This window comes from Geobacter sulfurreducens PCA (assembly GCF_000007985.2).
Taxonomy (GTDB): Bacteria; Desulfobacterota; Desulfuromonadia; order Geobacterales; family Geobacteraceae; genus Geobacter; species Geobacter sulfurreducens.
In genome coordinates this window covers 1,932,040-1,958,325 of record NC_002939.5, presented here as the reverse complement: position 1 = coordinate 1,958,325, position 26,286 = coordinate 1,932,040, and the positions used below count along the sequence as shown (strand labels likewise).

Here is a 26,286-nt window from a genome sequence, read left to right as displayed (position 1 = left end):
CCTGTGGAGCGAGGAGGCAACATGCTTGTACCGATAGTGGTCGAACAAACGGGTAGGGGTGAACGTTCCTACGATATTTATTCGAGGCTCCTGAAGGATCGCATTATCTTTCTTGGCGGCCCCGTTGACGACCACGTTGCGAATCTGGTCATAGCCCAGATGCTTTTTCTCGAGGCCGAGGATCCGGACAAGGATATCCATCTGTACATCAACTCGCCGGGCGGCGTTGTAACATCGGGTATGGCCATCTACGACACCATGCAGTACATAAAAGCACCCGTGTCGACAATTTGCGTGGGGCAGGCCGCTTCAATGGGGGCGTTGCTTTTGTCGGGCGGGGAGAAGGGAAAGCGTTTCAGCTTGAAGCATTCCCGGATTATGATCCATCAGCCTTTAGGTGGATTCCAGGGTCAGGCAACGGATATTCATATTCATGCCCAGGAAATTCTGAAGCTTAAAAAACGGCTGAACGAGATTCTTGCCGAAAATACAGGGCAGCAACTGGCCAAGGTTGAAGCCGATACCGAGCGCGACTATTTTATGTCTGGAGCGGAGGCGAAGGACTATGGTATCATTGATAACATAATTGAGCGCAATACTCCCAGCGGAGGTACTCGGTGAGTAGGAGAAACGACGGCAGCGACAATCTCACCTGCTCCTTTTGTGGTAAGAGCCAGGATGAAGTAAAAAAGCTCATTGCCGGACCAACGGTATATATTTGCGACGAGTGCATCGAACTCTGTAATGATATTATTGCCGAGGAGTCGAAGCTTGAAGAGGCCATGGGGCCCGATGTCAAGAAGCTTCCCAAACCCCGTGAAATCAAGGATGTTCTCGACGAATACGTGATTGGCCAGGACCAAGCGAAAAAAGTCCTCGCCGTCGCTGTTTACAATCACTACAAGCGCATAGAGTCCATGGGCAAGCCGAGCGATGTAGAGATGCAGAAGAGCAACATTCTTCTGCTTGGACCTACTGGCTCCGGCAAGACCCTGTTGGCTCAGACCCTGGCCCGGATACTGAAAGTTCCGTTCGCCATGGCGGATGCTACAAACCTCACTGAAGCCGGCTATGTGGGGGAAGATGTCGAGAATATCATTCTCAATCTTCTTCAGGCTGCCGACTATGATGTAGAACGGGCCCAGAAGGGTATCATCTATATCGACGAAATTGACAAGATAGCCCGTAAATCCGATTCTCCATCCATCACCCGGGATGTGTCGGGGGAAGGGGTGCAGCAGGCGCTGTTGAAAATTATTGAAGGAACCGTCGCCAGCGTTCCTCCCAAGGGAGGACGCAAGCACCCGCAGCAAGAGTTTTTGAAGGTCGATACCACGAATATTCTGTTTATCTGCGGCGGCGCGTTCGCGGGGCTCGACAGCATTATTCAGCAGCGTATCGGTGTGAAAAAGCTCGGTTTCGGTGCTGACGTAAAGAGCAAAGTCGAGAAGAGAGCAGGAGAGCTTCTCACGGAAGTTACCCCTGAAGACCTTCTCAAGTTCGGTTTCATCCCAGAATTCATCGGTCGTCTGCCCGTCCTCGCTACCCTGCGCGAACTGGATGAAACCGCTATGGTCCAGATCCTGAAGGAGCCGAAAAACGCGCTTATCAAGCAATACCAGAAGCTGTTCGAAATGGAGCATGTGAAGCTCAAGTTTACCGACGGTTCTCTGGTCGCCATATCCCGGGAAGCGCTCAAGCGTAAGACGGGCGCCCGCGGACTCCGGTCGATCCTTGAGAACGCCATGCTTGACATCATGTATGAAATTCCATCGCAAACCATGGTTAAAGAAGTGGTCATCAACGAAGATGTCATCTACAACAAGGAAAAGCCGATCATTGTTTATGAAAATGTGGCTGAGTCAGCCTGACTGCAAAGGACCCAATGAGCGTCGACCATAGTATAGAAAGCCTGGAAAGAGGGGATCTGCAAAGATTCCCTCTTTTACCGTTAAGGGACATTGTTGTTTTTCCGCACATGGTAGTTCCTCTTTTTGTGGGGCGAGAGCGTTCGATCTCTGCCCTTGAGGCGGCCATGAACGGCAACAGGATGATTTTTCTCGCCGCACAGAGAAATGCCAAAACGGAAGATCCCCGCCAGGAGGATATCTACACAACTGGTACCATCTCACAGATCATACAACTGCTGAAGCTCCCCGACGGTACAGTCAAGGTGTTGGTGGAGGGCAAGCAGCGGGGCAGTCTTGTCTCCTTTCTACCTAACCCCGACTACTTCATGGCTGAAATACAGCCGTATCTTGAGTCTCTTGAAGCAAACCCCGAACTTGAAGCCCTTATTCGGAGCACCAAATCGGTGTTTGAAGGCTATGTGAAGCTGACCAAGGGCATTCCGCAGGAAGTGGTCAGTGCTGTTGGGGGAATTGTTGAGCCCGGCAAGCTTGCCGATACGCTGGCACCCCATCTTAATCTCAAGCTTTCCGACAAGCAGCTGCTACTTGGTATAATGACTCCCCATGAGCGACTGGAGAAGCTCTTGTCTTTCATGGAGGCCGAATTGGAGATTCTCCAACTGGAGAATAAAATCCGGACCCGTGTCAAGAAGCAGATGGAGAAGAACCAGAAAGAATATTATCTGAACGAGCAGATGCGAGCCATCCAGAAGGAGTTGGGAACCAAAGACGACTTCAGGCAGGAACTCCTTGAACTGGAGAACAAGGCAACCAAAGGGAAGTTGTCCAAGGAAGCCCGACAAAAGGCCCTTGCAGAACTCAAAAAACTGAAGCTCATGTCGCCTGCGTCTGCCGAAGCTGCTGTGGTGAGAAACTACGTCGACTGGCTTGTATCACTTCCGTGGGCGAAGATGACTCGCGAAAAGCATGACATCATCGGCGCTGAAGAGGTTTTGAACGCTGACCATTACGGTCTTGAAAAGGTCAAGGAGCGTATATTGGAGTATCTCTCCGTCCAGGCGCTCGTTAAGAAGTTGAAGGGACCTATTCTCTGTCTGGTTGGTCCCCCCGGGGTGGGTAAAACTTCACTTGCCCGATCAATCGCCACGGCAACCGGTCGTCATTTTGTCAAAATGTCGCTCGGTGGAATGCGTGACGAAGCGGAGATCCGGGGCCACCGCCGTACCTATGTTGGAGCCATGCCCGGCAAGATCATCCAGAACCTCAAAAAGGCGGGAAGTAACAACCCTGTATTTTTGCTGGACGAGATTGACAAAATGAGCTCCGATTTCAGGGGTGATCCGGCGTCGGCACTGCTTGAGGTTCTCGACCCGGAGCAGAATGCCCATTTCAGCGATCATTTTCTTGATGTGGAGTATGATCTTTCCCACGTCATGTTCATTGCCACGGCCAACTCGACGCATTCGATTCCCCGTCCCCTGCTCGACCGGATGGAGGTGATTCGCCTTGAGGGCTACACCGAGCATGAAAAACTTGCTATTGCCGAGCGCTATCTCGTTGGTAAACAGATGGCAGCCAATGGGCTTTCTGAACAACAGATCAGCATCTCCGGAAAGGCGGTCAGTGAAATAATTCGCTATTACACCCGCGAGGCTGGCGTGCGCAATCTGGAGCGCGATATTGCGACGCTCTGTCGCAAGGCGGCTCATCGTGTGGTCAAGGGCGAGAAAAAGAAGATTGTAATTCAGCCCAAGAATCTGTCTGGGTTCCTGGGGCCTCGCAAGTACCGGATCGGGACGGCAGAGGACAAAGATGCTCCCGGCTACGCAACGGGTCTTGCCTGGACCGAAGTCGGCGGGGACCTGCTTACCATTGAGGTGGCGATTGTGCCCGGCACCGGAAAGCTCCTCATTACCGGGAAGCTGGGGGAGGTCATGCAGGAGTCGGCACAGGCGGCCATGACCTATGTGCGTTCGCGGGCGCAGATCCTGGGTATTGATAAAGAGTTTCACAAGAAGGCGGACATACATATTCACGTGCCGGAAGGAGCAATCCCCAAGGATGGCCCCTCGGCCGGCATTACCATGGCTACGGCGATAGTGTCTGCTCTAACTGGCCGGCCGGTTCGGCACGATCTTGCCATGACGGGTGAGATTACTCTCCGCGGTAATGTGCTTGCCATCGGGGGCCTCAAGGAAAAACTCCTGGCCGCGGGGCGAGGTGGAATTTCCACGGTTGTCATCCCAGAGGAAAATAAAAAGGATCTGGCGGAAATCCCACGGGAGGTTACGGTGGGGCTTACTATCGTTCCAGCCCGTCATATGGACGAAGTGCTTTCCCGGGCGCTCTTGGCTGAAGGCGTTTCAAGTGGAGCTCCCTACCTCGCCTCGGAGGGGCATCCGGCGATATCTGAACAGGAAACCGTTACTGCCCACTGACGCGTGGAAAAAAGCGCTTGACACCTCTGTGAGGTCTCTGTTATAAGTTATGTCTCGTTTCGAGGCGGCAATAAGTCAATATTTGGCTGTAAAATTGATAAGTTGCTGTCCATTTATACCTACAATTTATGCTGAAAACGGGGTCGTAGTTAAGTTGGTTATAACGCCGGCCTGTCACGCCGGAGGCCGCGGGTTCGAGCCCCGTCGACCCCGCCATTAATTAAGAAGGGCGAATAGCTCAGCTGGGAGAGCGCCAGCCTTACAAGCTGGATGTCGGGGGTTCGATCCCCTCTTCGCCCACCATATATGCTTCAAGGTAGTCGTTGTCGAAGTAGTGGCTACTCTAACTGAATATAACGAATGGGGTCGTAGTTAAGTTGGTTATAACGCCGGCCTGTCACGCCGGAGGCCGCGGGTTCGAGCCCCGTCGACCCCGCCATTAACAAAAAGGTCATGCTTTGCATGGCCTTTTTGTTTTGAATCGCAGTAAGATCTGGGATGGTTCGCGGCAGGTAGTACTTCGGAAGGGTGTTTTCCTTGACGGGCGTGTGAATTGGCCGCTATTATCCATTAATTATTAAGAAGATGTGAGCGCGCCGTTTATGGAGGTCGATGACGCGCGTTTGCCTCACCTGGTTTTCATTCAATTATCTGGAGGCACAACTTGAGAACCGTTGTCGTCATTCCGACGTACAATGAGCGTGATACGATCGAGCGACTGATCAACGACGTGCTGGCGCAGGACAAGGACATTCACGTGCTGGTCGTGGACGACAACTCCCCGGACGGCACTGGAGAGATTGTAGACCGGTTGTCCGAGGGGAAGGGACGGGTTCATGTGCTGCACCGTCCAGGCAAGATGGGCCTTGGCTCGGCGTATCGCCAGGGCTTCGCCGCGGCACTTGCCATGGACGCCGACTTCATTGTCGAAATGGATGCCGATTATTCTCATGACCCGGCAACACTGCCACGGTTCCTGGAGGCCATGGAGGGGTGTGACCTGGTCATCGGCTCTCGATATCTGAACGGCATCAGCGTGGTCAACTGGCCTCTCCGTCGGCTCATGCTGAGTTATTTCGCTAACTGGTACACGAGATTGATCACCGGCTTGCGCATCATGGATTGCACAAGCGGGTTCAAATGTTTTCGCCGTAGGGTGATCGAATCGATCGATATGAGCACTATTCGCTCTGACGGTTACTCGTTTCAGATTGAAATGAACTATCGGTGCGTGGAAAAAGGTTTTCAGGTTAGGGAAATCCCAATCATCTTCATCGACCGGCGTTCGGGCAGCTCAAAAATGTCCAAGAAAATTGTACGTGAAGCCGTGTTCATGGTGTGGAAACTCAAGCTCGGCTCTGTTTTCGGGGCGTTGTTCCGCTAGGAGGACGATATGCTCGACGTAACATGGGCGTTTGCCGCTCAGGTCGGTTTATGGGGATGGATTTGTTCCATGATAGGGTTCATTATGCGGGCCTTTCCCGCGGAAGGCGTTTTTGATCGCAGGGCTGCGAGTATCTGGGGGGGGAGCGTAGTGCTCCTCTTTGCGTTATGGGTAGCAGGGATGATAATGGCATGAGACTAAGCCGTGGCGTATTCCTTCTTCTATTGTTGCTCGCGCTAGCATCACCATTGATGATCGTTGGGTGCGGCGGTCCGTCGTTCTTGCCCGCCGCCTCATTGCGAGACCCATCGGTGGATATGGCTTGGCCTCCTGCTCCTAATCCGGCCCGGATACGATTTCTTCGTGAAATTTCCGGGCCGGAGCAGGTTAAGGCTGAACCAGGAGCAATAGCCCGTTTTCTTGAGTTTGTTACCGGCGAGCAGTTCAAGCATGTTCCCTTTGTAACTCCCTACGGGGTTGTCTCGGATGGCGGAACGCTTTTGTTTGTTTCCGATTCCTCGTCTGGTGTCGTTCATCGCATCGATCTGGCGCGGCAAAAGGTTTCCTATATTGTTCGGGCTGGCGATGAGTTCCTCTCAAGCCCGGTCGGACTCGCCCTCTCCCCTTCAGGTGATCTGTACGTCAGCGATTCGGTCAATGCCAAAGTGTACGTTTTTTCCCGTGACGGAGAGTTTTTGCGTGTCCTGGCTGATGGCCAGGTCGACTTCAAGAGACCGGCCGGTTTGGCCGTGAACAGTAAAGGCGTTCTTTTTGTTGTTGATGTGTTGGCACATAAATTGAAAGTTTTTAACGTGAGTGGGCGTTTCTTGGGAGATTTCCCCCCTGATGATATTGGGGGTAAATTAAACCTTCCCTCCCATGTGGCCGTTGATAAGGACGATAAAGTCTATGTTACCGATGCCTTGAATTTTACGGTCAAGGTGTATGATTCAGCCGGTCGCTATCTCCGAAGTATCGGTGAAATAGGAGATGCTCCCGGTTCTTTCGCGAGGCCCCGTGGCGTTGCAGTCGACAGTGACCTCAATGTGTACGTGATCGATGCCGCGTTTGACAATTTTCAGATTTTTAATCAGGAGGGGCAATTGCTCCTTTTCGTTGGAAAACCCGGCAAGAAAAGCGGTGAGTTTTACATGCCGAGCGGCATTCATATCGATCGCAACGATCGAATCTTCATCTCTGATTCGTACAACCGGCGGGTCCAGGTATTCGAATACCTGAAAGAGGAAAATCGATGATGACGAGGATCTTTTGGGTCATGTTCGTGACAGCGCTCGTCATGGGCAGTGCCCGCCTGAATTACGGGGCACCCGGGCCCAAATTTACCGATTCAGGTGGCGGAAACAAGCATAACCTTTCCTATTCCAACACAAACGTTAATTTCAAAGCTACCAATTCAACCGATATGCGGGCCAGGCAGATCTGTATCTTTTGTCACACGCCCCATAATGCACGCCCGCAGACCACGCTCTGGAACCGCAGCGACACAACCCAGAGTTTCGGCCACTATTCATCGAGCAGCTTGTCTCTCCACCTGGATGCAACCGCCCGCACGGCCAGCGATTATGCTGCGGAGCCCAATGGCTCATCCAGACTTTGCCTCAGCTGCCACGACGGGGTCACGGCTCTTGGGGCCGTGCTTGCCGGGGTACCGATCGAGGTCAACGGCAGCATGTACACGAAGATGACCGGCGACCATGTCTTTGATCGCGCCAAGATAACCAATTCACATCACCCGGTTTCATTCAAGTACACCGCAGAAGTGGTTGCACGCCTAAAAACTCTGGAAAATCCGGTATCAGATTACTGGTTGCCGGCCGACGCTCCGTCCCAGGAAAGCCCGGGCGCGCCCGGTACCAACAAGGCCAGGCAATTCGTCAGACTTGACAAGGAAAAGCGCATGCAGTGCACCACCTGTCATGATCCTCATCAGAGTCAGTTTTACGACACAAATACCCCCCCGTTGACACCGTTTTGGGCCTATGACGGACGGGGGCTATCAACCGTGAATGCCGATACCGTTCACGATGAAGTCTGCTACGCATGCCACAGTTTCAAGACGCCAAATCCTTAGGAGATGCAATGCCGGTAGCCGCAGTTCTCATTTGCTTGGTGCTGCTCTCGGTCATGCCGGCCTTTGCTGCCGATTACACGGGGGGAGTCCATCTCGATCGAAGTAAAGTGCCCCGAGGGTGTTCAACCTGCCACCTCAAGTTCAATTTCAAAGACGGAGGTGGACCCGAGACCTGCATTGTCTGTCATGGTGATCCTTCCCGGCTGACCCGTCAATATGCCGGCATGCCCAGAGGTTTCGCTCCCCGTGAATCCGATATGAAGAACATTGAGGATGAATTCCGCAAGCCTTTCCGGCACCCAACGTTTGATGTCCGTGGGGTCCACCGGGGTGGGGAGACCCTGCCGGAGGCGGACCCGCGAATGCCTCGCCACGCCGTCTGCGTGGATTGCCACAACCCTCATCATGTTTCTCCCGCCAATAAATTTGCAGGAATCAAAGGGCGCAGGGTGGGCAATCTGATCTCGACCGTCACGGCGGAGTTCGAACTTTGCTACAGATGCCACGCTGAAAGTGCTAATCTTCCCGGCCGTTTTAATAATAAGAGGGCCGAGCTTGCTTCCACCAACCCGTCGTTTCATCCGGTGGAAGCTGAGGGGAAAAACACGGCGGTTGTCAGTCTCATCCATCCATATAAGGAAAGGAAGGTAACTCCGGGTGACGTCTCAATTATTTCCTGTGGCGACTGCCACGGCAGCGAGTCTTCTTCCGGGCCCCGGGGACCTCACGGCTCACTTAACGAGCACATCCTCGTCGAGAACTACTCGACACGCGACAACCAACCGGAAAGCCCTCATGTATATGCCCTCTGTTACCGGTGCCACGATCGCAGCAGTATCCTCGGCAATGAAAGCTTCAAATTTCATGCAAAGCATATTCAGGGTACTGGCGGAATTGCCGGCTCGAACGGCACCTCCTGCTATACCTGCCACAATTCCCACGGCAGCGTCGAGTACAAATACCTGATCCGGTTTAACAGGTCGGTGGTTTCTCCTAATTCGCAGGGCCAGCTCAAGTTTGTCGAAAAGGGGATATCCACGTTCAGGGGGGAGTGCTATCTTTCCTGCCACGGTGTGGACCATAATCCGAGGGTATACTGAGCCATGAGCCTGTACGCGCCGGGCAGCCGGAAACTAGTATTTTTCAATGCGTTTGTGGCTGTGTCGCTGTGGGCAACACTAAACGCGCAGTCCGTTTCGGCGGCTGAACGTGTATCGCCGCACGATGCACAGGGGGCGTGTCTTTCATGTCACATTGCCACGGAACGGGATCTGAGATCCGACCGCTTGTCTGGTGATGGGAAAAGTCAGCTAAAATCAGATGCTAACGGGGTATGTCTTCAGTGTCACGGCATTGATTTCGGACATGGTGTCGGCAAAAAGCCGGAAATGAACCGCAAGGGGCTGCCGCTCGATGGAGACGGATTGATTGCCTGTGCCATCACATGTCACGACATGCATGTGGTTGCCGCGGAAAACCCTCACCAGAAAGCGTACCATCTTCGCATCCCTGTGGAGGATCTCTGCTTTTCCTGCCACGACCGATAGCAGTGACTATTGTGTTGTGGTGGGTGTGTTGTGATGGTGTTGCGGTCATGTTTCTGCTTGTTTTTATTTTTAATTTTACCCATTTTGTGCTAAGAAAATCTAATGGCCCTATACCACTGTAAGCTCGGCTCCTCGGAGGGGCGAATCATCACCAGGGAACTGGAAGCAGCAAACCCTGAAATGCTTCGCACCAGTTTGGAAGAGCAGGGTTTTTTTGTTTTCGAGATAAAAAAAAAGCCCCTGCAGTTTCTCTGGGACAAAGGGGGAGGGCGACGCAAGGTAGACAACAAGGCCCTCCTTACCCTCAACCAGGAGCTTCTCGTTCTGATCAAGGCCGGCTTGCCGATTATCCAGGCGCTTGACACGGTACTGGAGCGGGTTGAGCGGGGAACTCTATTTGACGTGCTGGCGGTTGTTCGCGAGGACGTAAAGGGTGGGATGGCTCTCTCCGATGCCCTGGAAAAGCACACCAAGGTCTTTCCCCATCTCTACGTAGCTTCGGTGCGAGCTGGCGAGCGGACCGGGGACCTGCAGCTCACCATCCGGCGCTACATCGCGTTTCTCAAACGGGTGGAAGAAGTACGGAAACGATTCATTTCCGCGCTGGTCTATCCCGCAATCCTTGTTACCGTTGCAACGTTGGCCATCACTTTTCTCCTGGTCTACGTGGTTCCGACCTTCAGCCAGGTTTATGCGGATGCCGGTTCCCAGCTTCCACTTCCCACCAGGATACTCATAGCGTTTTCCACATCATTGAAGCAGCTTTTCCCCCTGATTATAGCGGCAGTTATCGGTGCTGTATTCTTTTTCAGGCGATGGGCCGCTACCGAGAGCGGGCGGTATCGGGTTGATGATATAAAGATACGAATACCCTTTATCGGTGATGTCTTTTCCAAATTCGCCGTCAGCTCGTTTACACGGACATTGGCAACAGTCATCGGTAGCGGCATACCTATTGTCGAATCGCTCAAGATGTCGGTGGGCACATTGAATAATCGCGTGCTCGAAAGACGGATGCTCGAAGCCGTGGTCAAGATCGAGGAGGGAATGAGTCTGTCGGGTGCCATCGAGTCGGCGAGGATCATGCCGCCTCTCGCGCTCCGGATGCTCGGCGTGGGGGAGTCGACCGGTTCCCTTGAGGAGATGCTGAGTGATATTGCCGAATACTTCGAGGGGGAAATCGATGCCCGCCTCCACCTGCTGACAACTGCCATTGAACCCGCGATCATGATCGTCATGGGGCTGGTTGTTGGCGTTATTATCGTAACCATGTACCTGCCGGTGTTCAAAATTGCCGGCACTGTAGGATGATTGTCGCGGCGCAGCCCATTCAACGGCCCGGCTTGGAACGAAGCAATGGAAAAGCAATCTTTCAAACGAAAAACCATCGGCCAGATCCTTGTTCAACAGGGAAGCCTCAATCCTGATCAGATCCCCTATCTGGTCGAGAAGAGAAATGCGTCCACAAAGCGTTTCGGGGAGGTCTGCGTTGGGGACGGACTCATTACCGAGGAGAACCTGGCACGGGCTCTTGCCGAGCAGTTCGGCCTCGACTATGTTGATGCCCGCGGCGTGCGGCTCAATGAGTCGCTCCTGGCTACACTGCCACCGGATGCGATCTATCGCTACCAGTTCGTCCCGTTGGAAGAGGAAGACGGGACCCTGGTCGTTCTTATTGCCGATCCGACAGATGTTCTGAAGCTGGACGAGTTGGAGCTTCTGCTGGACCGGCCTTTTATCGTCAAACTGGCGACGGAAACGGCCATTGCCACTATCCTCAAGAAAGGGGAGGCCACCAGTAGGGTCCTCAAGGAAGTTTCCGAGGACTTCATGCTGCAACTGGTCAAGGAGAATGAAAAAGGCGAAGAGATACTCTCCATGGAGAAGATCTCGGCCGACACGAGCCCCATCATCAAGCTCGTCAACTCAACCGTCATGGACGCGCTGACCCGTCGGGCAAGCGATATTCACATCGAAACCGCCCTGGAAGGGGTTATCATCAAATACCGGATCGACGGGGTGCTATACCGGGCCACCGAACCCCTCGATATTCACTTTCAGGCTCCTATCATTTCTCGCCTCAAGGTCATGAGTGAGCTCGACATTTCCGAGCGACGCATCCCTCAGGACGGTCGCTTCAAGGTCAGGCTCAATGACAAGGCCATTGATTTTCGCGTATCGATCATGCCGAGCGCCTTTGGAGAGGACGCGGTTATCCGTATCCTTGACAAGGAGAGCATCGCTTCCGACCTGAAGGGGCTTACGCTTGAGACGCTCGGCATGCATCCGCGGGAAATGAAGCGTCTGAGAAGGAAAATTCGCGAGCCTTACGGCATGGTCCTCGTAACGGGGCCGACCGGTTCGGGCAAGACGACTACCCTCTACGCCGCTCTCACCGAGATTCATACGGGCGAAGAGAAGATCATTACCATTGAAGACCCGGTCGAATACGTGTTGCGCGGTATCGTCCAGATACCGGTGAACGAGAAAAAGGGCCTCACCTTTGCCCGCGGTCTCCGGTCGATTCTTCGGCACGACCCGGACAAGATCATGGTCGGCGAGATCCGGGACCCTGAAACGGCACAAATCGCCGTCCAATCGGCCCTCACCGGGCACTTGGTCTTTACGACGGTTCACGCGAACAACGCTTTTGACGTTCTTGGCCGCTTCATTCACATGGGGATCGATCCCTACAACTTCGTTTCGTGTCTCAACTGTGTCATGGCCCAGCGTCTGGTACGCAAGGCGTGTCCGCACTGCAAATATCCGGTGGAGCATTCGGATTCGGTCCTTATCGAATCGGGACTTGACCCGGAGGAGTGTCGCGACGTAACGTTCTATGAGAGTCGTGGCTGCGAGGAGTGCAATGGGACGGGATATCGCGGACGATCAGCCATCATTGAACTTCTTGATCTGAATGACCAGATGCGGGAGCTGATCATGGCGAAGGCTCCTGCAGCCCAGCTCAAGGCGGCCGCCCGTGAGTCCGGCACGGTATTCCTGCGCGAATCTGCCATTGAAAAGGTCTTTGCAGGGGAAACGACCTTGCGTGAAATCAACCGGGTCACCTTCGTGGAGTGAGCATGCTTTTCGCCCAGAACGCCATAGGTATGGAAGTGTCGCAGCACGGGGTCCGCTTTGTCGTGCTGGGTGGCGGCAAGGGTGCGCCGCGTCTCGTGACGCACGGTGGTGCCTCCTTTGCACCGGGGATAGTGCGGATTCTCCACCGCGAGCCCAATGTCGTAGATCCCAAGGCCTTTGTCGGCACGGTGCGCGAGGAGTATTGCAAGCTGCTCGTTCGGACGGACCTCGTATCGGTTACGCTACCCGACGCAGTTGGCCGTGTAATGATCATGGATTTTGATACGCGCTTCAAAAACAGGGAAGAGGGGCGCGACATGATCCGCTGGAAGCTCAAGAAGAGCTTGCCATTTGATGCAGGGGACATGCATCTGGACTACCAGACTCTGCGTGAGCGTGATAATGGGAGCCTTTCGGTGCTGATTGCCGTTGTGGCGCGACAGGTCGTGACCCAGTACGAGGACTTGCTCCTAGAGGCGGGAATTCAGCCGAACCGGATCGATTTCAACACATTTAACCTCTATCGCGTGGCGGCCAAACGTATTCCGTCTGAGGATACCTCGCTCTTTGTGGCCTTCCACGGGGGCGTGCTGAGTATGCTCGCTCTAACCGACGGACTCATCGATTTCTATCGCGTCAAAGAGATGGGCAGAGAAGTCGTTGATCCGAACCGGATTTTCATGGAGATCAATAGTTCACTCCTTGTCTACCGTGACAAAAACCCCGGCCGCGAGGTCAAGAGCGTGTTCTGTCTGGCGCCTCCGGATGGGGGGGAGTCCTTCGCCGGCATCGTTGCGGAGGCGAGCGGCATTGACCCGGTCATGTTCAATCCGCAGGCGGTCATGGGCAATAACGGGACAGCGACCGACCCAGCGTTACTCCATGACTTGGCGGCAGCCATTGGCGCGGCCACGAGGAATCTTTGATGGATATCCGGATAAACCTTGCCACCCGCTATTTCTATAACACAAGGAAGGTGAACACGGCGATTGCCGCAGTGATCCTGGGGCTTCTTCTTCTACTGGCGTACAACATCGCATCGCTTGTGGCGAATGTTTCCACGGAGCGGGCGCTCAAGAAGGACATGGGGATTTTGCAGGCCCGTTTTGATGAGTCTGCCAAAGGAATTACCGAAAAGCAGTATCGGGATCTGCTCAAGAAGATTGCCGAAGTCAACGCCGTAATCGGCAAAAAGGCCTTTGACTGGTTGCTTCTTCTGAACCGCCTTGAAGAAGTAGTGCCCGAGGGGGTTGCACTCGGGGCCATAGATCCCAGCCTGAAGGACGGAACCCTTAAACTTTCCGGTGCTGCCCGCTCGTTCGGCGCACTCAGGTCGCTGATGGAGAACCTGGAGTCATCAACCCACTTTACCGATGTTCTCCTGTTGAATCAGGGACAGCTCAGTGTCGGAGAAAAGCAGAAGGGTATTTCCTTTACCGTCACCTGCAAGGTCGACTTTACATGACGAAGCAGCAACTCATACAACTTATTACGTCCAGGAAGCGGACTGTGGTCGTCCTTCTTGCCTTGGCAACGGTGAATATCATCCTGGCGGTGTTCAAAGGCGTGTATCAAGAGCCGCGCATTGCCGAGCTGAGGGATGAGTGGACATCCAAGAGGTCGCTCAATACGGGTGCCAGGCGTGATGTATCCTCCATCTACCGGCAAGGGACAGAAGATCTGAAGGTGTACCGCGAGCGCCTTACCCCCAAACGGGGGTTCACCGCCCTCATGATGGAAGTTTTTGAAACCGCTGCTGACAACGGGCTCACGGTCAAGGGCGTCACATACAAGCCGAAGCAGGTGCCGGATCAAAAACTCGTGGTATATGATGTGGTCCTCTCTCTTGGAGGTACCTACGCCGGTATCAAGAGCTTCCTCTCTGATCTCCAGTGTCACAGGTCAATGCTTGTGGTTGAATCTCTTTCCCTCAACAGCGGCAGTGCCGTGGAGGAGGCGGTTGCACTGAAAGTTCAGCTTACTGCCTACCTCCGGACGGAGGAGTGATGAACCGTCAACGGCTCATACTGGCAATTCTCCTGGTCGTACTGGGTCTGTCCCTGATTTACAGCTACGTCAGGTCGCCCCGCCAGCAAACCGTTACCTCATTGCCTTCGACGACCAGTACCAAGGCTCCATCCCGCGACAGGAAAGCGGCTCCCGCCAAGCCTGTGACCGATGAGACGCGCGTGAGGCTTGATCTCCTAGAGTGTAGCAAGGGGCGTTTTGCCGGTTTCCGAAGAAATATCTTCCGACCCATTTTCCACGACGAAACTAAAGTGCCTCCCGCACCGCCAGTTCTGCCGAGGCCCATACCGCCGCCATTGCCGCCCCGGCCGGTTCTGCCGTCACCGCCTCCGTCCGTGGTGCCTCCCCAGCCGCCACCGGTAGTTCGTGACATGGCCCGTTTTACCTTCCTGGGTTTTCTCAAAAAGGAGAACCGGAAAACTATTTTTCTGGCCAAGGACAAAGAGATTATTCTCGTACGCCAGGGCGACAAGATCGCCGGGATTTACGAGGCTGTCAACATAACGGATGAAGCCTTGTCGATTCGTTCGACCACCGACGGCAGTGAGATCGTCATCCCGCTTGTTGAAAATCGCCCGCTGAGCGGGCAGATCCGCTGAACGCAACGATAACTCGAGGAGCAGTTCCATGAGAACCATAGCGAACATGGCCATTGCCGCGGTAGTACTGACTTTTCTCGCCGGGTGCACTGCCGGCCTGACCGCGTTCAACAAGGCTGAAAAGCTTGAAGAGGAAGGTAAGCTTGACGAGGCGGTCATGAAGTTTGCCGAGGCTGCTTCAACCAATCCTCAACAGACCGAGTACCGCATGAGACTCCTCAAGGCGAGCGAAAAAGCCGCGTTCGAGCACCTCAAAAATGGGGATACGGCCTATGAGCAGCAGCTGCTAGACGAAGCTCTGCGGGAATATCAGTCGGCAGTTTCGCTCAACCCTGCTCTGGCGCGGGCAAAGCAGCGCAGCGACGAGTTGATCCGGGTGCGTAATTCACTGACCTACTATCGCGAAGGACTCGAGTTTGAAAAATCGAACAAGCCTCGCGAAGCCCTTCAGGCCTATCGCAAGGCTCTGGATCTCAATCCCGGGAACAAGGAAATAAAAGAAGCCCTTGAAAAGCTGCTCCAGACCAGACGCACCAAGCTGGAAGGCTTTGAACTCAATCTCAAATCGACCAAGCCGATAACCCTTAAGTTCAAGGAAGCTAAGCTCAAGGACGTTTTCTATATTCTGTCCCAACTTTCAGGGATTAATTTCATCTTTGACGAGGGCGTTAAGGAACAAAACGTCACCGTTTTCCTTGAAAATGCAACTTTCAATCAAGCTCTCGATCTACTTACGAGCATGAACAAGCTGGGACGCAAAGTCCTCAATGAGAGCACTATTCTCATTTTCCCCAAGACACCGGAAAAGGCCAAACAGTATGAAGATCTGATGGTGAAGACGTTCTATCTGAACAGCCTTGATGCCAAGAAGGCCGTCAACCTTTTGCGGACGATGCTTCAGGTCAAGAAGATCTACGTGAACGAGGAACTGAATGCCCTCGTCATCAGGGATAACCCGGAACTGATCGATGTGGCGGGGAAGATTCTCGAAGCCAACGATGTGCCCGATGCCGAAGTGTTGCTGGAAGTTGAGGTTATTCAGGTTTCGAAAAACAATTCAGAGTTGTTCGGCCTGGGACTGAGCCGGTATGCCGTATCCCTCAACGCCCGCACTCCCGGGTCGGGTGGCGATTTCTTTTCTGATACCTTTGATCCGAAGGTAACCACAACGTCGAACGATACGACCACGGTGACCACTACCCAGGTGAAGAACCTCCTCAATCTCTTCAACTGGAATGGTTACCAGGGGTTCCTGACCGTTCCCAGCGCCACGTACAATTTCAGCAAACAGTTGTCCAACGCTGAGGTCCTGTCGAATCCGAAGATTCGCGTCAAAAACCGGGAAAAGTCCAAGTTTACCGTGGGCACGAGGGTGCCTATCACCACTACGTCCAGTACCGGTTCCGTCGGCGGGGTTACCGTGAACGTCCAGTACGTGGACGTCGGGGTCAAACTCAATGCGGAGCCGGTGATTCAGTTGAACAACGAGGTCACCATAAAGCTTGGGGTCGAGGTCAGTTCCATTATCGGCGAGAAGACAGTCGGCAGCGGCGATGCCATTAGTTCGGTCGTGACCATCGGCACCCGCAACGTGGATACGGTTCTCAACTTGAAAGACGGGGAAACCAGCATCATCGGCGGTCTCATCGAGGACACAAAAAGCAAGAGCAAGCAGAAGATCTGGCTCCTGGGCGATATTCCCCTCATTGGCAGCCTGCTGTCCAGCCACAATGACAGGTATGATAAGAGTGAGCTGGTGCTTGCCATTACGCCGCGCATTGTCCGGGCAGTATCCGTCCCCGAGGCTGATGTAGCGGCCTTCTGGTCGGGCAAGGAAGATGACCCGACAGCCGTTAAGCCGTTTTCTTCCTTTGAACTGGAACCCGACTTCGCAGCCCAACCGGCCGGCGCGCCGGCCAAAGGCGCGCCCGCAGTGCCTTCGGCCAAGCCCGGCAGCGCGGCTCCTGCCGGGCAGCCGGCGACAGCGGCCGACGCACCGGCCGCTGTGGTGCAACCGGCTGCGACACCGGCTGCCGCATCAGCAGCAGGAGTTCAAGCTAGCGTGGCACCTGTTCAGCCCGCCATGCGCGGAAGCCTCAATATCGCCGCACCGGCCGGCGTTGATCTTGGCGGTCAGTTCAAGGTTGAAGTCAAGGTGACTGACGTCAAAGGGCTTGCCAAGGCACCGTTCACTCTGCTCTATGACCCCATTTTCATCGAGTATGTCGGGGCGGCGGAAGGGAACTTTCTAAATCGGGATGGCAAGCCGACGATCTTCAACGCACTGGCGGACAAAGCGGCTGGGCGAGTAGTCATCACGATGGATCGCAGTGCTGCCGGTGAGGGGGTCGACGGCTCGGGAACGCTCCTAAGTGCCACCTTCAAGGCAAAAAACAAGGGACCGGCCAGCCTCGGCCTCCAGAATGTAAAGTTCGTTGACCAAGCGAACAGGCCTCTGGATATAATTCCTTACAACACGGTGGTTGAAGTCAAGTAGTGTGACGGCTCTGATCTTGCGCATCGACAGACGGTTCCGGGGTGACAGCCGGGGGCTGAGTCTCATTGAACTCGTTTTTACCGTGGCAATCCTCGGGATTCTGGCCATGGCCGTTGTCCCGTTTACCCAAATGGCGGCCAAACGGAGCAAAGAGATTGAACTGAGACGTAATTTGAGGGTAATACGCACTGCCATCGACGACTACAAGAAGGATTACGACAAGGCGATCAAAGACAAGAAAATCATGGATGTTGCCAACAGGTCCGGTTATCCCGAATCATTCGAAAAACTGATCGAGGGAGAGGATTTCGGCGGCCTCTATGCCTACAAGAAAAAGTACCTTCGTCGGATTCCCGTTGACCCGTTTCATCCTCCCGAAGTGGGTGAGCCGCCCAAGTGGGGAATGCGTTCTTCTGTGGACGATCCCGAGAGCGATCTCTGGGGTGGTGAAGACCTCTACGACGTGTATTCCTTGAGTGACGGGATTGCCATTGACGGAAGCAAATACAAGGACTGGTAGAAGCGGATGCTGAAACGTTTTCGTAACCGCAAGGGGTTTACCCTCATTGAGCTGATGATCGTCGTGACCATCATCGGCATTCTCGCGGCAATTGCCGTCCCCAACTACAGGTGGGGGCTCATCAGGGCTCGTGAGGCTGTCCTGCAGGAAAACCTCTACACCATGCGCAGTGCCATAGATCAGTACTATGCGGATCAGGGGAAATATCCCGACACCCTTGACGAGTTGGCGGAAAAACGGTATGTCAAATCAATCCCCAATGACCCGTTTACCGGTAAGAATGACACATGGGTTACCGTAAAGCCTATTGAGCCCACCGGCGAAATTCATACTACCGAGGAGATCAAGGGTAATGTGGCGGATGTGCACAGCGGCTCAGACCTTGTCAGTTCAAAAGGTACTCCGTACAAGGACTGGTGACAGGGGATAGGGACAATATCAAGCGGGTATCAGCCGGTAGGAAGAAGGGACACAATGATCCAGTTCCACAATGTATCCATGTCATACCAGCGCGACATGGCTGCCCTTAACGACGTAACTCTCAAGGTCCCCAAAGGGGACTTTGTTTTTGTTACCGGCCCGTCAGGGGCGGGGAAGTCGACCCTCCTGAAACTTGTCTACGCAGCCCTCAGCCCGAGCAAGGGCCAGGTGATCGTCGACGGCCAGAACGTCACGCGAATGACTCGTTCGCAGATCCCCTTACTGAGGCGCTCCGTCGGGGTGGTTTTCCAGGATTTCAAGCTGCTTCCGAACCGAACGGTGCTCGAAAACGTGGCAATTACCCTTGAGGTTCTCGGTTGGGGGAAACGGGATATCGGCAAGAAAGTTCACCATATTCTCAGGCTCATGGGGATGGAGCACAAGATTAACGCTACCCCCCTCAGGCTGTCGGGCGGCGAACAGCAACGGGTTGCCCTTGCCCGGGCTTTGGTGAACGATCCGAAAATTCTGCTGGCCGACGAGCCGACGGGAAACCTCGATGATGAGAACAAGGAGCAGATCTTGGCCATTTTCCGGGAAGCCAACATCCGCGGTACGACCGTCATGGTTGCGACTCACGACCGGCGAGTGATCGAAAACAGCCACAAGCGGGTGATCATCCTGGATAAGGGGCGCCTGGTGGAGGATAACGATGTCCCGAAACAAGAACTCTAAGCGGCCCACCCTTTCCGGCGATGCTCCCGGGGGGCGGCTCGGCTATTTTCTCGGCAGGGCGATCCTCAATCTTCGTCAGAATGTCATGGTGAACGTGTTGACAATCGGCACCATATCGCTGGCTCTGCTTATCGTCTCACTGTTTCTGCTGGTGTTCGTAAACCTCGAGTCAACTGCCGAGGAGTGGAGCGGCAAGATCCAGGTTACCGCCTATTTCGACCAGGAACTGCCCCCCCAGGAGCTAAACCAGCTCATGAATCGCATCAAAGCGATTGAAGGGACTTCACGCGTTTCCTACGTGAATAAGAACGAGGCGATGAAGCGGTTCAGATCCAGACTGAAGGGGCAGGAAACCCTCCTGGACGGCGTACCTGCCGACGTGTTGCCTGCTTCGGTGGAGATTGCCCTTAAACGGTCCAGCCGCCAGGAAGGTGCAATTGAACACTACGTTGCCCAGCTTAAAAAGGTCCCCGGAATCAATGAGGTGCAATATGGGGAAGAATGGGTCCGCCGTTTCAATGCCTTTATGAATTTTCTCCGTTTTCTCGGAGCGCTTTTAGGGGCGTTCCTTGTGCTGGCGGTACTGTTCATCGTTTCCAATACGATCAGACTTACCATCTACGCCCGGAAGGATGAACTGGAGGTTATGGAACTGGTAGGTGCCACGCGGTTTTTTATCAAGGCGCCGTTTCTCGTGGAAGGGATGATTCAGGGCGCTGCCGGTTCAATTTGCACACTTATCATTCTTGTTGCCGCCTACTTTGGCTTCTTGCACGGTGTACCTAACTTTATCCCCATATCAGGTACCTTTACCGGGTTCTCTTTCCTGCCCCCGGTACATATTGCCGGTATTTTCATCGGCGGCATCGTGCTCGGGCTTCTTGGCAGTCTCACCTCGCTCAGGCGTTTCAGCGACAATCAGTCATGATGCGAAGTTTTTGGGTACCCATAGTATTTCTGACGATCTGCGTTTCCGTAGCGCTTGCCGCTGATGTGCACGATCAACTCAAGGGCGTGAAGAAGGAAATCAGCGAGAAAAAGCGCCTTCTTCGAAAAACCGCAAAGGTTGAAAAGCAGGTCACCGGTGAATTGCTGGTGATCGATCAGAGCCTGAAGGAGAAGCAGACCCAGCTTGCGTCATTGAACAACGAACTCCATGGCGTCGAACGGGATCTATCCAGCACGACCAACGAGATTGATCGTGTCAAGGGCGAAACCGAACGGAAGAAACAGGAGATTCAGAAGCGGCTTGTTTCGGTGTATAAAGCTGGCGAGATCGGTAATCTTCGGGTCGTATTCTCCTCCGAATCATTTCCCCAAATGGTTGAAAGCCTGCGTTACATGAGTGCTGTCATCGGGAACGATCGCCGCCTTTTCAACGAGTACTCGGACAAGATTGTTGAATTATCAAACCTCAAGCGAAAACTGGAAAATGAGGTGCAGCGAAAAGAACGGATCGTGGCCGGGATAGCGAACAAGAAACGTGAAATCGAGGCCGAAAAAGACAAAAAAGCGGCCTATCTCACCAAGGTTAAGCAGGACAAGAAGGAATATCTCTCCTCTCTCAGGGACCTCCAGGCCAATGCGCGCAGGTTGCAGTCCATGGTGGAAAAACTTGAAGCACAGAGTAGAAAGAGCTATACTCAGTCACGCGAAAAGAAAGGACTTCCGCCAGGTCTCCCGCCTTTGCCTGACTCAGGATTCGGCTCCCAGCGGGGGAGGCTATCCCTGCCGACTTCCGGTGATATTGTTGGAAGATTCGGACGGCACAAGCATCCCGAGTTCAACTCTTATACAGTCAGCAACGGTATTTCCATCGCAGCACCGGCTGGTTCGGATATCAGGTCGGTCTATGAGGGCAAGGTCCTCTTTGCGGACTATTTCAAAGGTTACGGCAATATGATCATTATTGATCATGGAGGTGGTTTTTTCAGCCTCTATGCCCACGCGTCACGCATCTCCAAACGGGTTGGCGCGCAGGTTAACCGCAATGAGGTGGTCGCCACTGTCGGCGATGTTGATTCACCTCGCGGCCCGATGTTGTACTTCGAGATTCGGTATCAGGGACGGCCGGTTGATCCGTCTCCATGGTTCAGGTAGTCTGTTTCTCAACTCTGGGAGGAGTAATGTTCAAGACCATCAAAGGTAAACGCGTCGCACTGTTGCTTGCCTCGCTTTGTGTTGTTGCCGTGCTCGGTGCCGGTGCCGTTCAGAAGCGGTGCGCAGCTGAGGGAGGGAACGATTACGAGTCCATCGAGCTCTTCACTGATGTGTTGGCGATCGTCAAGAAAAGCTATGTTGAAGAGGTGGACACCAAGAAGCTCATCTACGGAGCCATCAACGGTATGCTTGCTTCACTTGATCCACACAGCTCCTTCATGCCTCCCGACATGTACAAGGAGATGAAGATCGATACGAAGGGGTCTTTCGGCGGCCTGGGTATCGAGATTACGATCAAGGATGGACTCCTCACGGTAATATCCCCCATAGAGGACACTCCTGCCTTCAAGGCCGGCATCAAGGCGGGAGATCAAATCTTGAAAATCGAAGACCGCTTTACCAAGGACATGACCATCATGGATGCGGTCAAGAGAATGCGGGGCCCCAAGGGGACGAAAGTAACCCTTACCATTATGCGTGAAGGTTTCGACAAACCGAAGGAATTTACGCTCGTTCGCGATACCATTCAGGTCAAGAGCGTGCGGTTCAAATCGATGGATCAGGGGTATGGTTACATAAGAATCGCACAGTTCCAGGAAAAGACGGACGATGACCTGGTCAAGGCGCTCAAGGCACTCAAGGAAGAGAATGGCGGAGATTTGAGGGGACTCGTCCTCGACCTCCGTAACGATCCGGGCGGACTTCTCGATCAGGCTGTCAAGGTTGCCGATCACTTTGTCGAAGATGGACTCATTGTGTACACGGAGGGGCGTGAGAAGGAGTCGCGGATGCAGTTTACCGCCCGCAAGTCCGGCACTGAACCCAACTACCCGATGGTTGTGCTGATCAACAGCGGAAGCGCCAGTGCTTCTGAAATTGTCGCTGGTGCGCTGCAGGATCATAAGCGTGCCGTTGTCATGGGGACCCAGAGTTTCGGGAAAGGCTCGGTCCAGACAATCATCCCCCTCTCCGATGAGTCTGGTCTCCGACTCACCACGGCACGGTATTTCACGCCGAGCGGTCGTTCCATCCAAGCCAAGGGCATAACGCCGGACATCGTTGTGGAGCGCGCGGAAATCCAGTCTACAGAGAAGATGGAAGGCCATATCCGCGAGAAAGACCTTGAGAATCATTTCGATTCCGACTCGAAGGACGGATCGGACAACAAACAAAAAGGAACAGATAAAGGTGCTTCGGCAGCATCCAAGGTCGATGAGCAGTTGAAGAGCGATTATCAGGTGATGCGCGCGCTGGATCTCCTGAAAGGGTGGGAAATCCTGAAAACAATAAGCAAATGAGAGGATGACTTACGCCAAAAGGGGGGGCTCGGGCCCCCCCTTTTTTTATGTAAATCCGATAAGTTCTATATTTGTATTGACACTCCCGTAACGATGTAGTATTCAGTAGGTAAATTAATCACAGTTAAGGTAAGGGTGTATCGCGATGGTTGCACATAGAAAAATAACGACGACAGATGAGAGGGGAGAAGAGGGGCCTGCTTTACATATCAACTCGTTTGGCGGTCTTTCCATTTCTTACCACGGCGCTCCCATAAGCATTGTCTGGGAAAGCCAGAAAGCCAGGATACTTTTCTGTTATCTCCTTATCTCTTATGATCAGTGGCTGCACAGGGACAAACTGATTGAAATGATTTGGCCCGGATGTGATCTTTCCTCCGGTGCCAAGAACTTCAAGACTACCCTGAGCAGGCTGCGCAAGTCATTTTCCGGTCCTCGCACCGTGAATCCCGTGTTGAGCTTGGGAGAGGCCATTCGGCTCGATTACTCCGTTTTCTCGCTTGATTCCAGCCAGTTTAAATATCATGCCTCTTCAGGGATAAAAATGCTGGCCCGCGGCGAGATTTCCGTGGCAAGAAAGTATCTGGAAACTGCCCAGGATCTTTACAGTGGGCCCTTTTTGCCTGAAGAACCATTTGATCCCTATATTACCGCGGAACGCAATGAACTGGAGAAACTTCACGCGTCCGTTCTGTCTTCACTTGAAAAGGTATATCAAATTGAAGGGAATCAGGATGCCGTCGAGGCTATAACTCTCCTGAAGAATGTTGCGGGGATGGCTCATCAATCTTGATGAGCCGTCTCATGCAGTATATCTGTAAGTATTGACTGAATATTCAACACTCAACAGGTCTCGCCGACTCCGTTCCCCTCGTCTCATTTTGCAACTGTTGTGCCTTTTTATTCCCCATTCGTACGGACTTTCTTCCGATTCCCTTTGATGACACATCTAACCGTATCGTTGCATCTTTCGACAGCATCCACAGTTTGATGTTTTCAACATCCCGGCGCTTGGCCAGCCCGTGAGGGAAGGCGACGCGTCCCACCGGGATGTCGAGCAGCCGTGACACCCCTGTGTACTGGACTGTGCAGATTTTATGGAAAGCTGTTGGGCTGTTTTGTGGTACGATGACACATATATATGACCTTACCTCCTGATTATGAGGAATCGCAATGAAGAAGCCCGCAATTCTCGGCGTTCTTACCAGTGCGTTTTTCGTCCTTGTTGTCAATACGTTTGCGTTCGGCGCCGGCGGCAGCCTTTCAGCGTATCCATCGGGAAACGATGTGCTGATCTCCGCCACAGGGTTGTCCAATGTAGATGCAATAGACATAACCGTGACCTATGACCCACAAGCGTTGAGTAACGCCCAAGCAATGCAGCTCAGCGGATTCCGCTGGGCTATGTTTCTCCCCAATGCAGCCACTGCCGGCACCATTCGTCTTGCCATGCTTAACACTGCGCCATTGTCCGGTTCAGGTCCGCTCGCAAAGATAAGCTTTTCACAGGGGGGGAAGGGGGCAACCGGGGTAACTATCGTTTACCAGATTATTAGTGGGGATACTTCCCAGAAGGGGAACCTCAGAGTTACCCTCAATAGCGGGACAACCCAATCCACTGAGCCCTCCACGTCGCAACCGACAGAGTCTCCCGTAAATACGGGTCAGGGAGAGAACCTTGCAGACGGTTCAGGTGCTTCCGCAATGGATGGAACTGCTCAGACGCCTTCAGCCGGCGCAACGTCGGGTGACGCTACCCATCGAGGAACCGTCGTATTGCCAGGGATGATAACGTCTGGGGCTGTTGATAACGATGCGAGTGTTTCAGCAGGGAAGCCGCCTGTCGCGGAGCAGACCGCGTCGGCTGAAGAGTCTCCACAGTCGCAAGCGAACGGCGCGAACGAGACCGAAGAACAGCACGCTCCGCTCCCGGAAGCCGAGCGGCCGGTTTCTGAGCCGGAAGAGAAACCCGCACCTGTGACGCAGGAAGGGTATGCCGTCCTTGGCGGCGTGGCTGCCCGGTTCCGCGACTACACGGGGGCCAAAACCCCCAAGGCACTCATGGCACTGTTCAAGAAACCCGTGGCGGATAGCATCAGCCAGGACCCGGCTATCTGCCTTACTGACGGCAAAACAGCCGTTCGCATCACCGTGAATCTTGCCGAAGGAGGGAAGACCGCGCCCAACTTCGCACTGAGAGGCGCGGCGCTCAAGTCGCTTAAAAAGGGGGAGGGAAACCGCTGGCTGGTGGAAGCGCTGCCGGAGGCCGGTGCCGTGGAAGCAACCCTCATTATCGTAACCGGCCGGAAAATCATGGAGTATCCGCTCACCGTCGCACCGCGGGCAGACGTCAACGTGGACGGCAAGGGACGCGTGACAGAGGCAGATTTCCTGCTTTTCCTCGCCCGGAAATCGGTTGGACCGGCCCGCCCATTTGATCTGAACGGCGACGGCAAGGTCGACTATCTCGATGATTACATTTATACGGCTAACTATCTTACGGCCGCGGATGAGAAAAAAACGCGGAACTAGAGCGTAATCCCCATGCTTCAGCAAAGCCCGTCGTGAGCTGTCCGACGGGCTTTGCTCGTTCGTCAGGATACGGTTTGCCCCCCGACTGAGCTATGGTACTATGAAGGACCGAATCTCTCAAACAAGGAGCCTCTGTGGCCTCACCACGTAAAACTGTCAGAACGAACCGCAGAAAACGGAATTCTTCCCGCGTGCCACTCATTGGCATGGCTCTGGTCGTCATAGCGGTAATCGCCGCTGTTTTTTTTCTTGATCGCGCGTACCGCAAACAACCGGTCGTGCAGCAGACCCCACCTCCCGTGGTGGAGCGTCACAAGCTTCCTCCCCGAGAGCCGGAACAACCAGTTGCCCACGAAGACTACACGGGGGTTATCCACCACCCGGCCGAACCACAGCGCGCGCAGCGTCCAACGGGGCCGGGAACCCTTGCCGTCATCATCGACGACATGGGGAAGGGGCTTCCTGAGGCGCGTGCCCTGATGGATATCGGTATTCCGCTCACCTTTGCCATCATTCCGGGACTGCCGAAGGTCAGACGGGTTGCCGAGGAGGCCCGGCAGCGGGGAATTGAGGTAATGGTACATCTGCCCATGGAGCCCAAAGGATATCCCGAAAGGCGGCTTGAGGCGAACGGACTCCTCCTCTCACAGGGCGACGATGAGATTGCCGGCCGGGTAAACGGTTACCTGAACGAGATTCCCCAGGCAGTCGGGGCGAACAATCACATGGGCTCCGGGTTTACCGAGAACCGTCAGAAAATGGCTGTGGTGATGGGGGTACTGAAGGAAAGGGGGCTGTTCTTTGTAGACAGTAAGACATCCCCTGTCTCGGTGGGTGATGCCGTGGCGCGGGAAATGGGGGTGCGCACGGCGGTGCGGAACGTCTTCCTCGACAATATCCAGGAATCGGGCTACATCACGAACCAACTCCGTCAGGCCGCTTCGATCGCCCGAAAGCGGGGCAATGCCATAGCGATTTGCCACCCGCATCCTGCCACCATCCAGACCCTTGCCGTCGAGTTACCGCGTCTGCGGGACGAGGGGATCACCTTTGTGACGGTGTCGAGGCTGGTCAGGTAGCAGGG

Annotated in this window: 24 protein-coding genes and 3 tRNA genes; all 27 read left to right on the top strand. The window is 54.1% G+C overall.

Features of this window, described 5'->3' with window-relative positions; translation table 11 throughout:
- Positions 1–21: 21 nt before the first annotated feature.
- The 27 genes from clpP to GS_RS08835 all read left to right on the top strand — a co-directional run bounded on the left by clpP (position 22) and on the right by GS_RS08835 (position 26,281).
- On the top strand, positions 22–621 hold the full coding sequence (clpP, locus tag GS_RS08965; protein ID WP_010942436.1) for an ATP-dependent Clp endopeptidase proteolytic subunit ClpP: 600 nt from the start codon (positions 22–24) through the stop codon (positions 619–621).
- Complete coding sequence (clpX, locus tag GS_RS08960; protein ID WP_010942435.1) at positions 618–1,871, top strand: ATP-dependent Clp protease ATP-binding subunit ClpX; 1,254 nt, start codon at positions 618–620, stop codon at positions 1,869–1,871. The genes clpP and clpX overlap by 4 nt, the downstream gene beginning before the upstream one ends.
- A gap of 14 nt (positions 1,872–1,885) precedes the next feature.
- Positions 1,886–4,309 (top strand): endopeptidase La, encoded by a 2,424-nt coding sequence (lon, locus tag GS_RS08955; protein ID WP_010942434.1) that lies wholly within the window; start codon positions 1,886–1,888, stop codon positions 4,307–4,309.
- 139 nt (positions 4,310–4,448) lie between these two features.
- Positions 4,449–4,525 (top strand) — tRNA-Asp (locus GS_RS08950).
- A gap of 11 nt (positions 4,526–4,536) precedes the next feature.
- Positions 4,537–4,612: transfer RNA gene (locus tag GS_RS08945), tRNA-Val, on the top strand.
- A 59-nt stretch (positions 4,613–4,671) separates the two neighbouring features.
- A tRNA-Asp gene (locus tag GS_RS08940) sits at positions 4,672–4,748 on the top strand.
- A gap of 225 nt (positions 4,749–4,973) precedes the next feature.
- Entirely contained in the window at positions 4,974–5,693 is a 720-nt protein-coding gene (locus tag GS_RS08935) for a polyprenol monophosphomannose synthase (RefSeq protein ID WP_010942433.1), read from the top strand.
- Positions 5,694–5,884: 191 nt separating this feature from the next.
- Positions 5,885–6,949, top strand: coding sequence for a 6-bladed beta-propeller (locus GS_RS08930; protein ID WP_010942432.1), 1,065 nt, complete (start codon positions 5,885–5,887; stop codon positions 6,947–6,949).
- A complete protein-coding gene (locus GS_RS08925) occupies positions 6,946–7,785 on the top strand; it encodes a cytochrome c (protein ID WP_010942431.1) in 840 nt (279 codons plus the stop codon). The genes GS_RS08930 and GS_RS08925 overlap by 4 nt, the downstream gene beginning before the upstream one ends.
- 8 nt (positions 7,786–7,793) lie before the next feature.
- Positions 7,794–8,885, top strand: a complete 1,092-nt coding sequence (locus tag GS_RS08920; protein WP_010942430.1) for a multiheme c-type cytochrome — start codon at positions 7,794–7,796, stop codon at positions 8,883–8,885.
- 3 nt (positions 8,886–8,888) lie between these two features.
- Entirely contained in the window at positions 8,889–9,332 is a 444-nt protein-coding gene (locus tag GS_RS08915; protein WP_010942429.1) for a cytochrome c3 family protein, read from the top strand.
- A gap of 102 nt (positions 9,333–9,434) precedes the next feature.
- Entirely contained in the window at positions 9,435–10,643 is a 1,209-nt protein-coding gene (locus tag GS_RS08910) for a type II secretion system F family protein (RefSeq protein ID WP_010942428.1), read from the top strand.
- Positions 10,644–10,688: 45 nt separating this feature from the next.
- Positions 10,689–12,413, top strand: coding sequence for a GspE/PulE family protein (locus tag GS_RS08905; protein WP_010942427.1), 1,725 nt, complete (start codon positions 10,689–10,691; stop codon positions 12,411–12,413).
- Positions 12,414–12,415: 2 nt separating this feature from the next.
- Positions 12,416–13,339 carry a type IV pilus biogenesis protein PilM gene (gene pilM / locus GS_RS08900; protein WP_010942426.1) on the top strand — a complete coding sequence of 308 codons (924 nt, stop codon included), beginning with the start codon at positions 12,416–12,418 and terminating at the stop codon, positions 13,337–13,339.
- On the top strand, positions 13,339–13,878 hold the full coding sequence (locus GS_RS08895; RefSeq protein WP_010942425.1) for a PilN domain-containing protein: 540 nt from the start codon (positions 13,339–13,341) through the stop codon (positions 13,876–13,878). The genes pilM and GS_RS08895 overlap by 1 nt, the downstream gene beginning before the upstream one ends.
- Entirely contained in the window at positions 13,875–14,420 is a 546-nt protein-coding gene (gene pilO, locus GS_RS08890) for a type 4a pilus biogenesis protein PilO (RefSeq protein WP_010942424.1), read from the top strand. Before GS_RS08895 ends, pilO begins: the two co-directional genes overlap by 4 nt.
- Positions 14,420–15,040: a type II secretion system protein PulP gene (locus tag GS_RS08885; protein WP_010942423.1), complete on the top strand. Its 621-nt coding sequence runs from the start codon at positions 14,420–14,422 to the stop codon at positions 15,038–15,040. Before pilO ends, GS_RS08885 begins: the two co-directional genes overlap by 1 nt.
- A 28-nt stretch (positions 15,041–15,068) precedes the next feature.
- Positions 15,069–17,537 (top strand): tetratricopeptide repeat protein, encoded by a 2,469-nt coding sequence (locus GS_RS08880; protein ID WP_010942422.1) that lies wholly within the window; start codon positions 15,069–15,071, stop codon positions 17,535–17,537.
- 16 nt (positions 17,538–17,553) lie between these two features.
- Positions 17,554–18,057 (top strand): type II secretion system protein, encoded by a 504-nt coding sequence (locus GS_RS08875; RefSeq protein WP_010942421.1) that lies wholly within the window; start codon positions 17,554–17,556, stop codon positions 18,055–18,057.
- A 6-nt stretch (positions 18,058–18,063) separates the two neighbouring features.
- Positions 18,064–18,477, top strand: a complete 414-nt coding sequence (locus GS_RS08870) for a type IV pilin protein (RefSeq protein WP_010942420.1) — start codon at positions 18,064–18,066, stop codon at positions 18,475–18,477.
- Between the two features lie 54 nt (positions 18,478–18,531).
- A complete protein-coding gene (gene ftsE / locus GS_RS08865; RefSeq protein ID WP_010942419.1) occupies positions 18,532–19,212 on the top strand; it encodes a cell division ATP-binding protein FtsE in 681 nt (226 codons plus the stop codon).
- On the top strand, positions 19,190–20,140 hold the full coding sequence (ftsX, locus tag GS_RS08860; RefSeq protein WP_010942418.1) for a permease-like cell division protein FtsX: 951 nt from the start codon (positions 19,190–19,192) through the stop codon (positions 20,138–20,140). The genes ftsE and ftsX overlap by 23 nt, the downstream gene beginning before the upstream one ends.
- Positions 20,137–21,312, top strand: coding sequence for a murein hydrolase activator EnvC family protein (locus GS_RS08855; protein WP_010942417.1), 1,176 nt, complete (start codon positions 20,137–20,139; stop codon positions 21,310–21,312). The genes ftsX and GS_RS08855 overlap by 4 nt, the downstream gene beginning before the upstream one ends.
- A 26-nt stretch (positions 21,313–21,338) precedes the next feature.
- The gene (locus tag GS_RS08850; RefSeq protein ID WP_010942416.1) at positions 21,339–22,670 is read left to right on the top strand and encodes a S41 family peptidase; all 1,332 of its coding nucleotides are present in this window, start codon (positions 21,339–21,341) and stop codon (positions 22,668–22,670) included.
- A 145-nt stretch (positions 22,671–22,815) separates the two neighbouring features.
- Positions 22,816–23,463, top strand: a complete 648-nt coding sequence (locus GS_RS08845; RefSeq protein WP_010942415.1) for an AfsR/SARP family transcriptional regulator — start codon at positions 22,816–22,818, stop codon at positions 23,461–23,463.
- Positions 23,464–23,843: 380 nt separating this feature from the next.
- Entirely contained in the window at positions 23,844–25,202 is a 1,359-nt protein-coding gene (locus GS_RS08840) for a hypothetical protein (protein WP_010942414.1), read from the top strand.
- Positions 25,203–25,408: 206 nt separating this feature from the next.
- On the top strand, positions 25,409–26,281 hold the full coding sequence (locus tag GS_RS08835) for a divergent polysaccharide deacetylase family protein (RefSeq protein WP_316445018.1): 873 nt from the start codon (positions 25,409–25,411) through the stop codon (positions 26,279–26,281).
- The last annotated feature ends 5 nt before the right edge of the window (positions 26,282–26,286 follow it).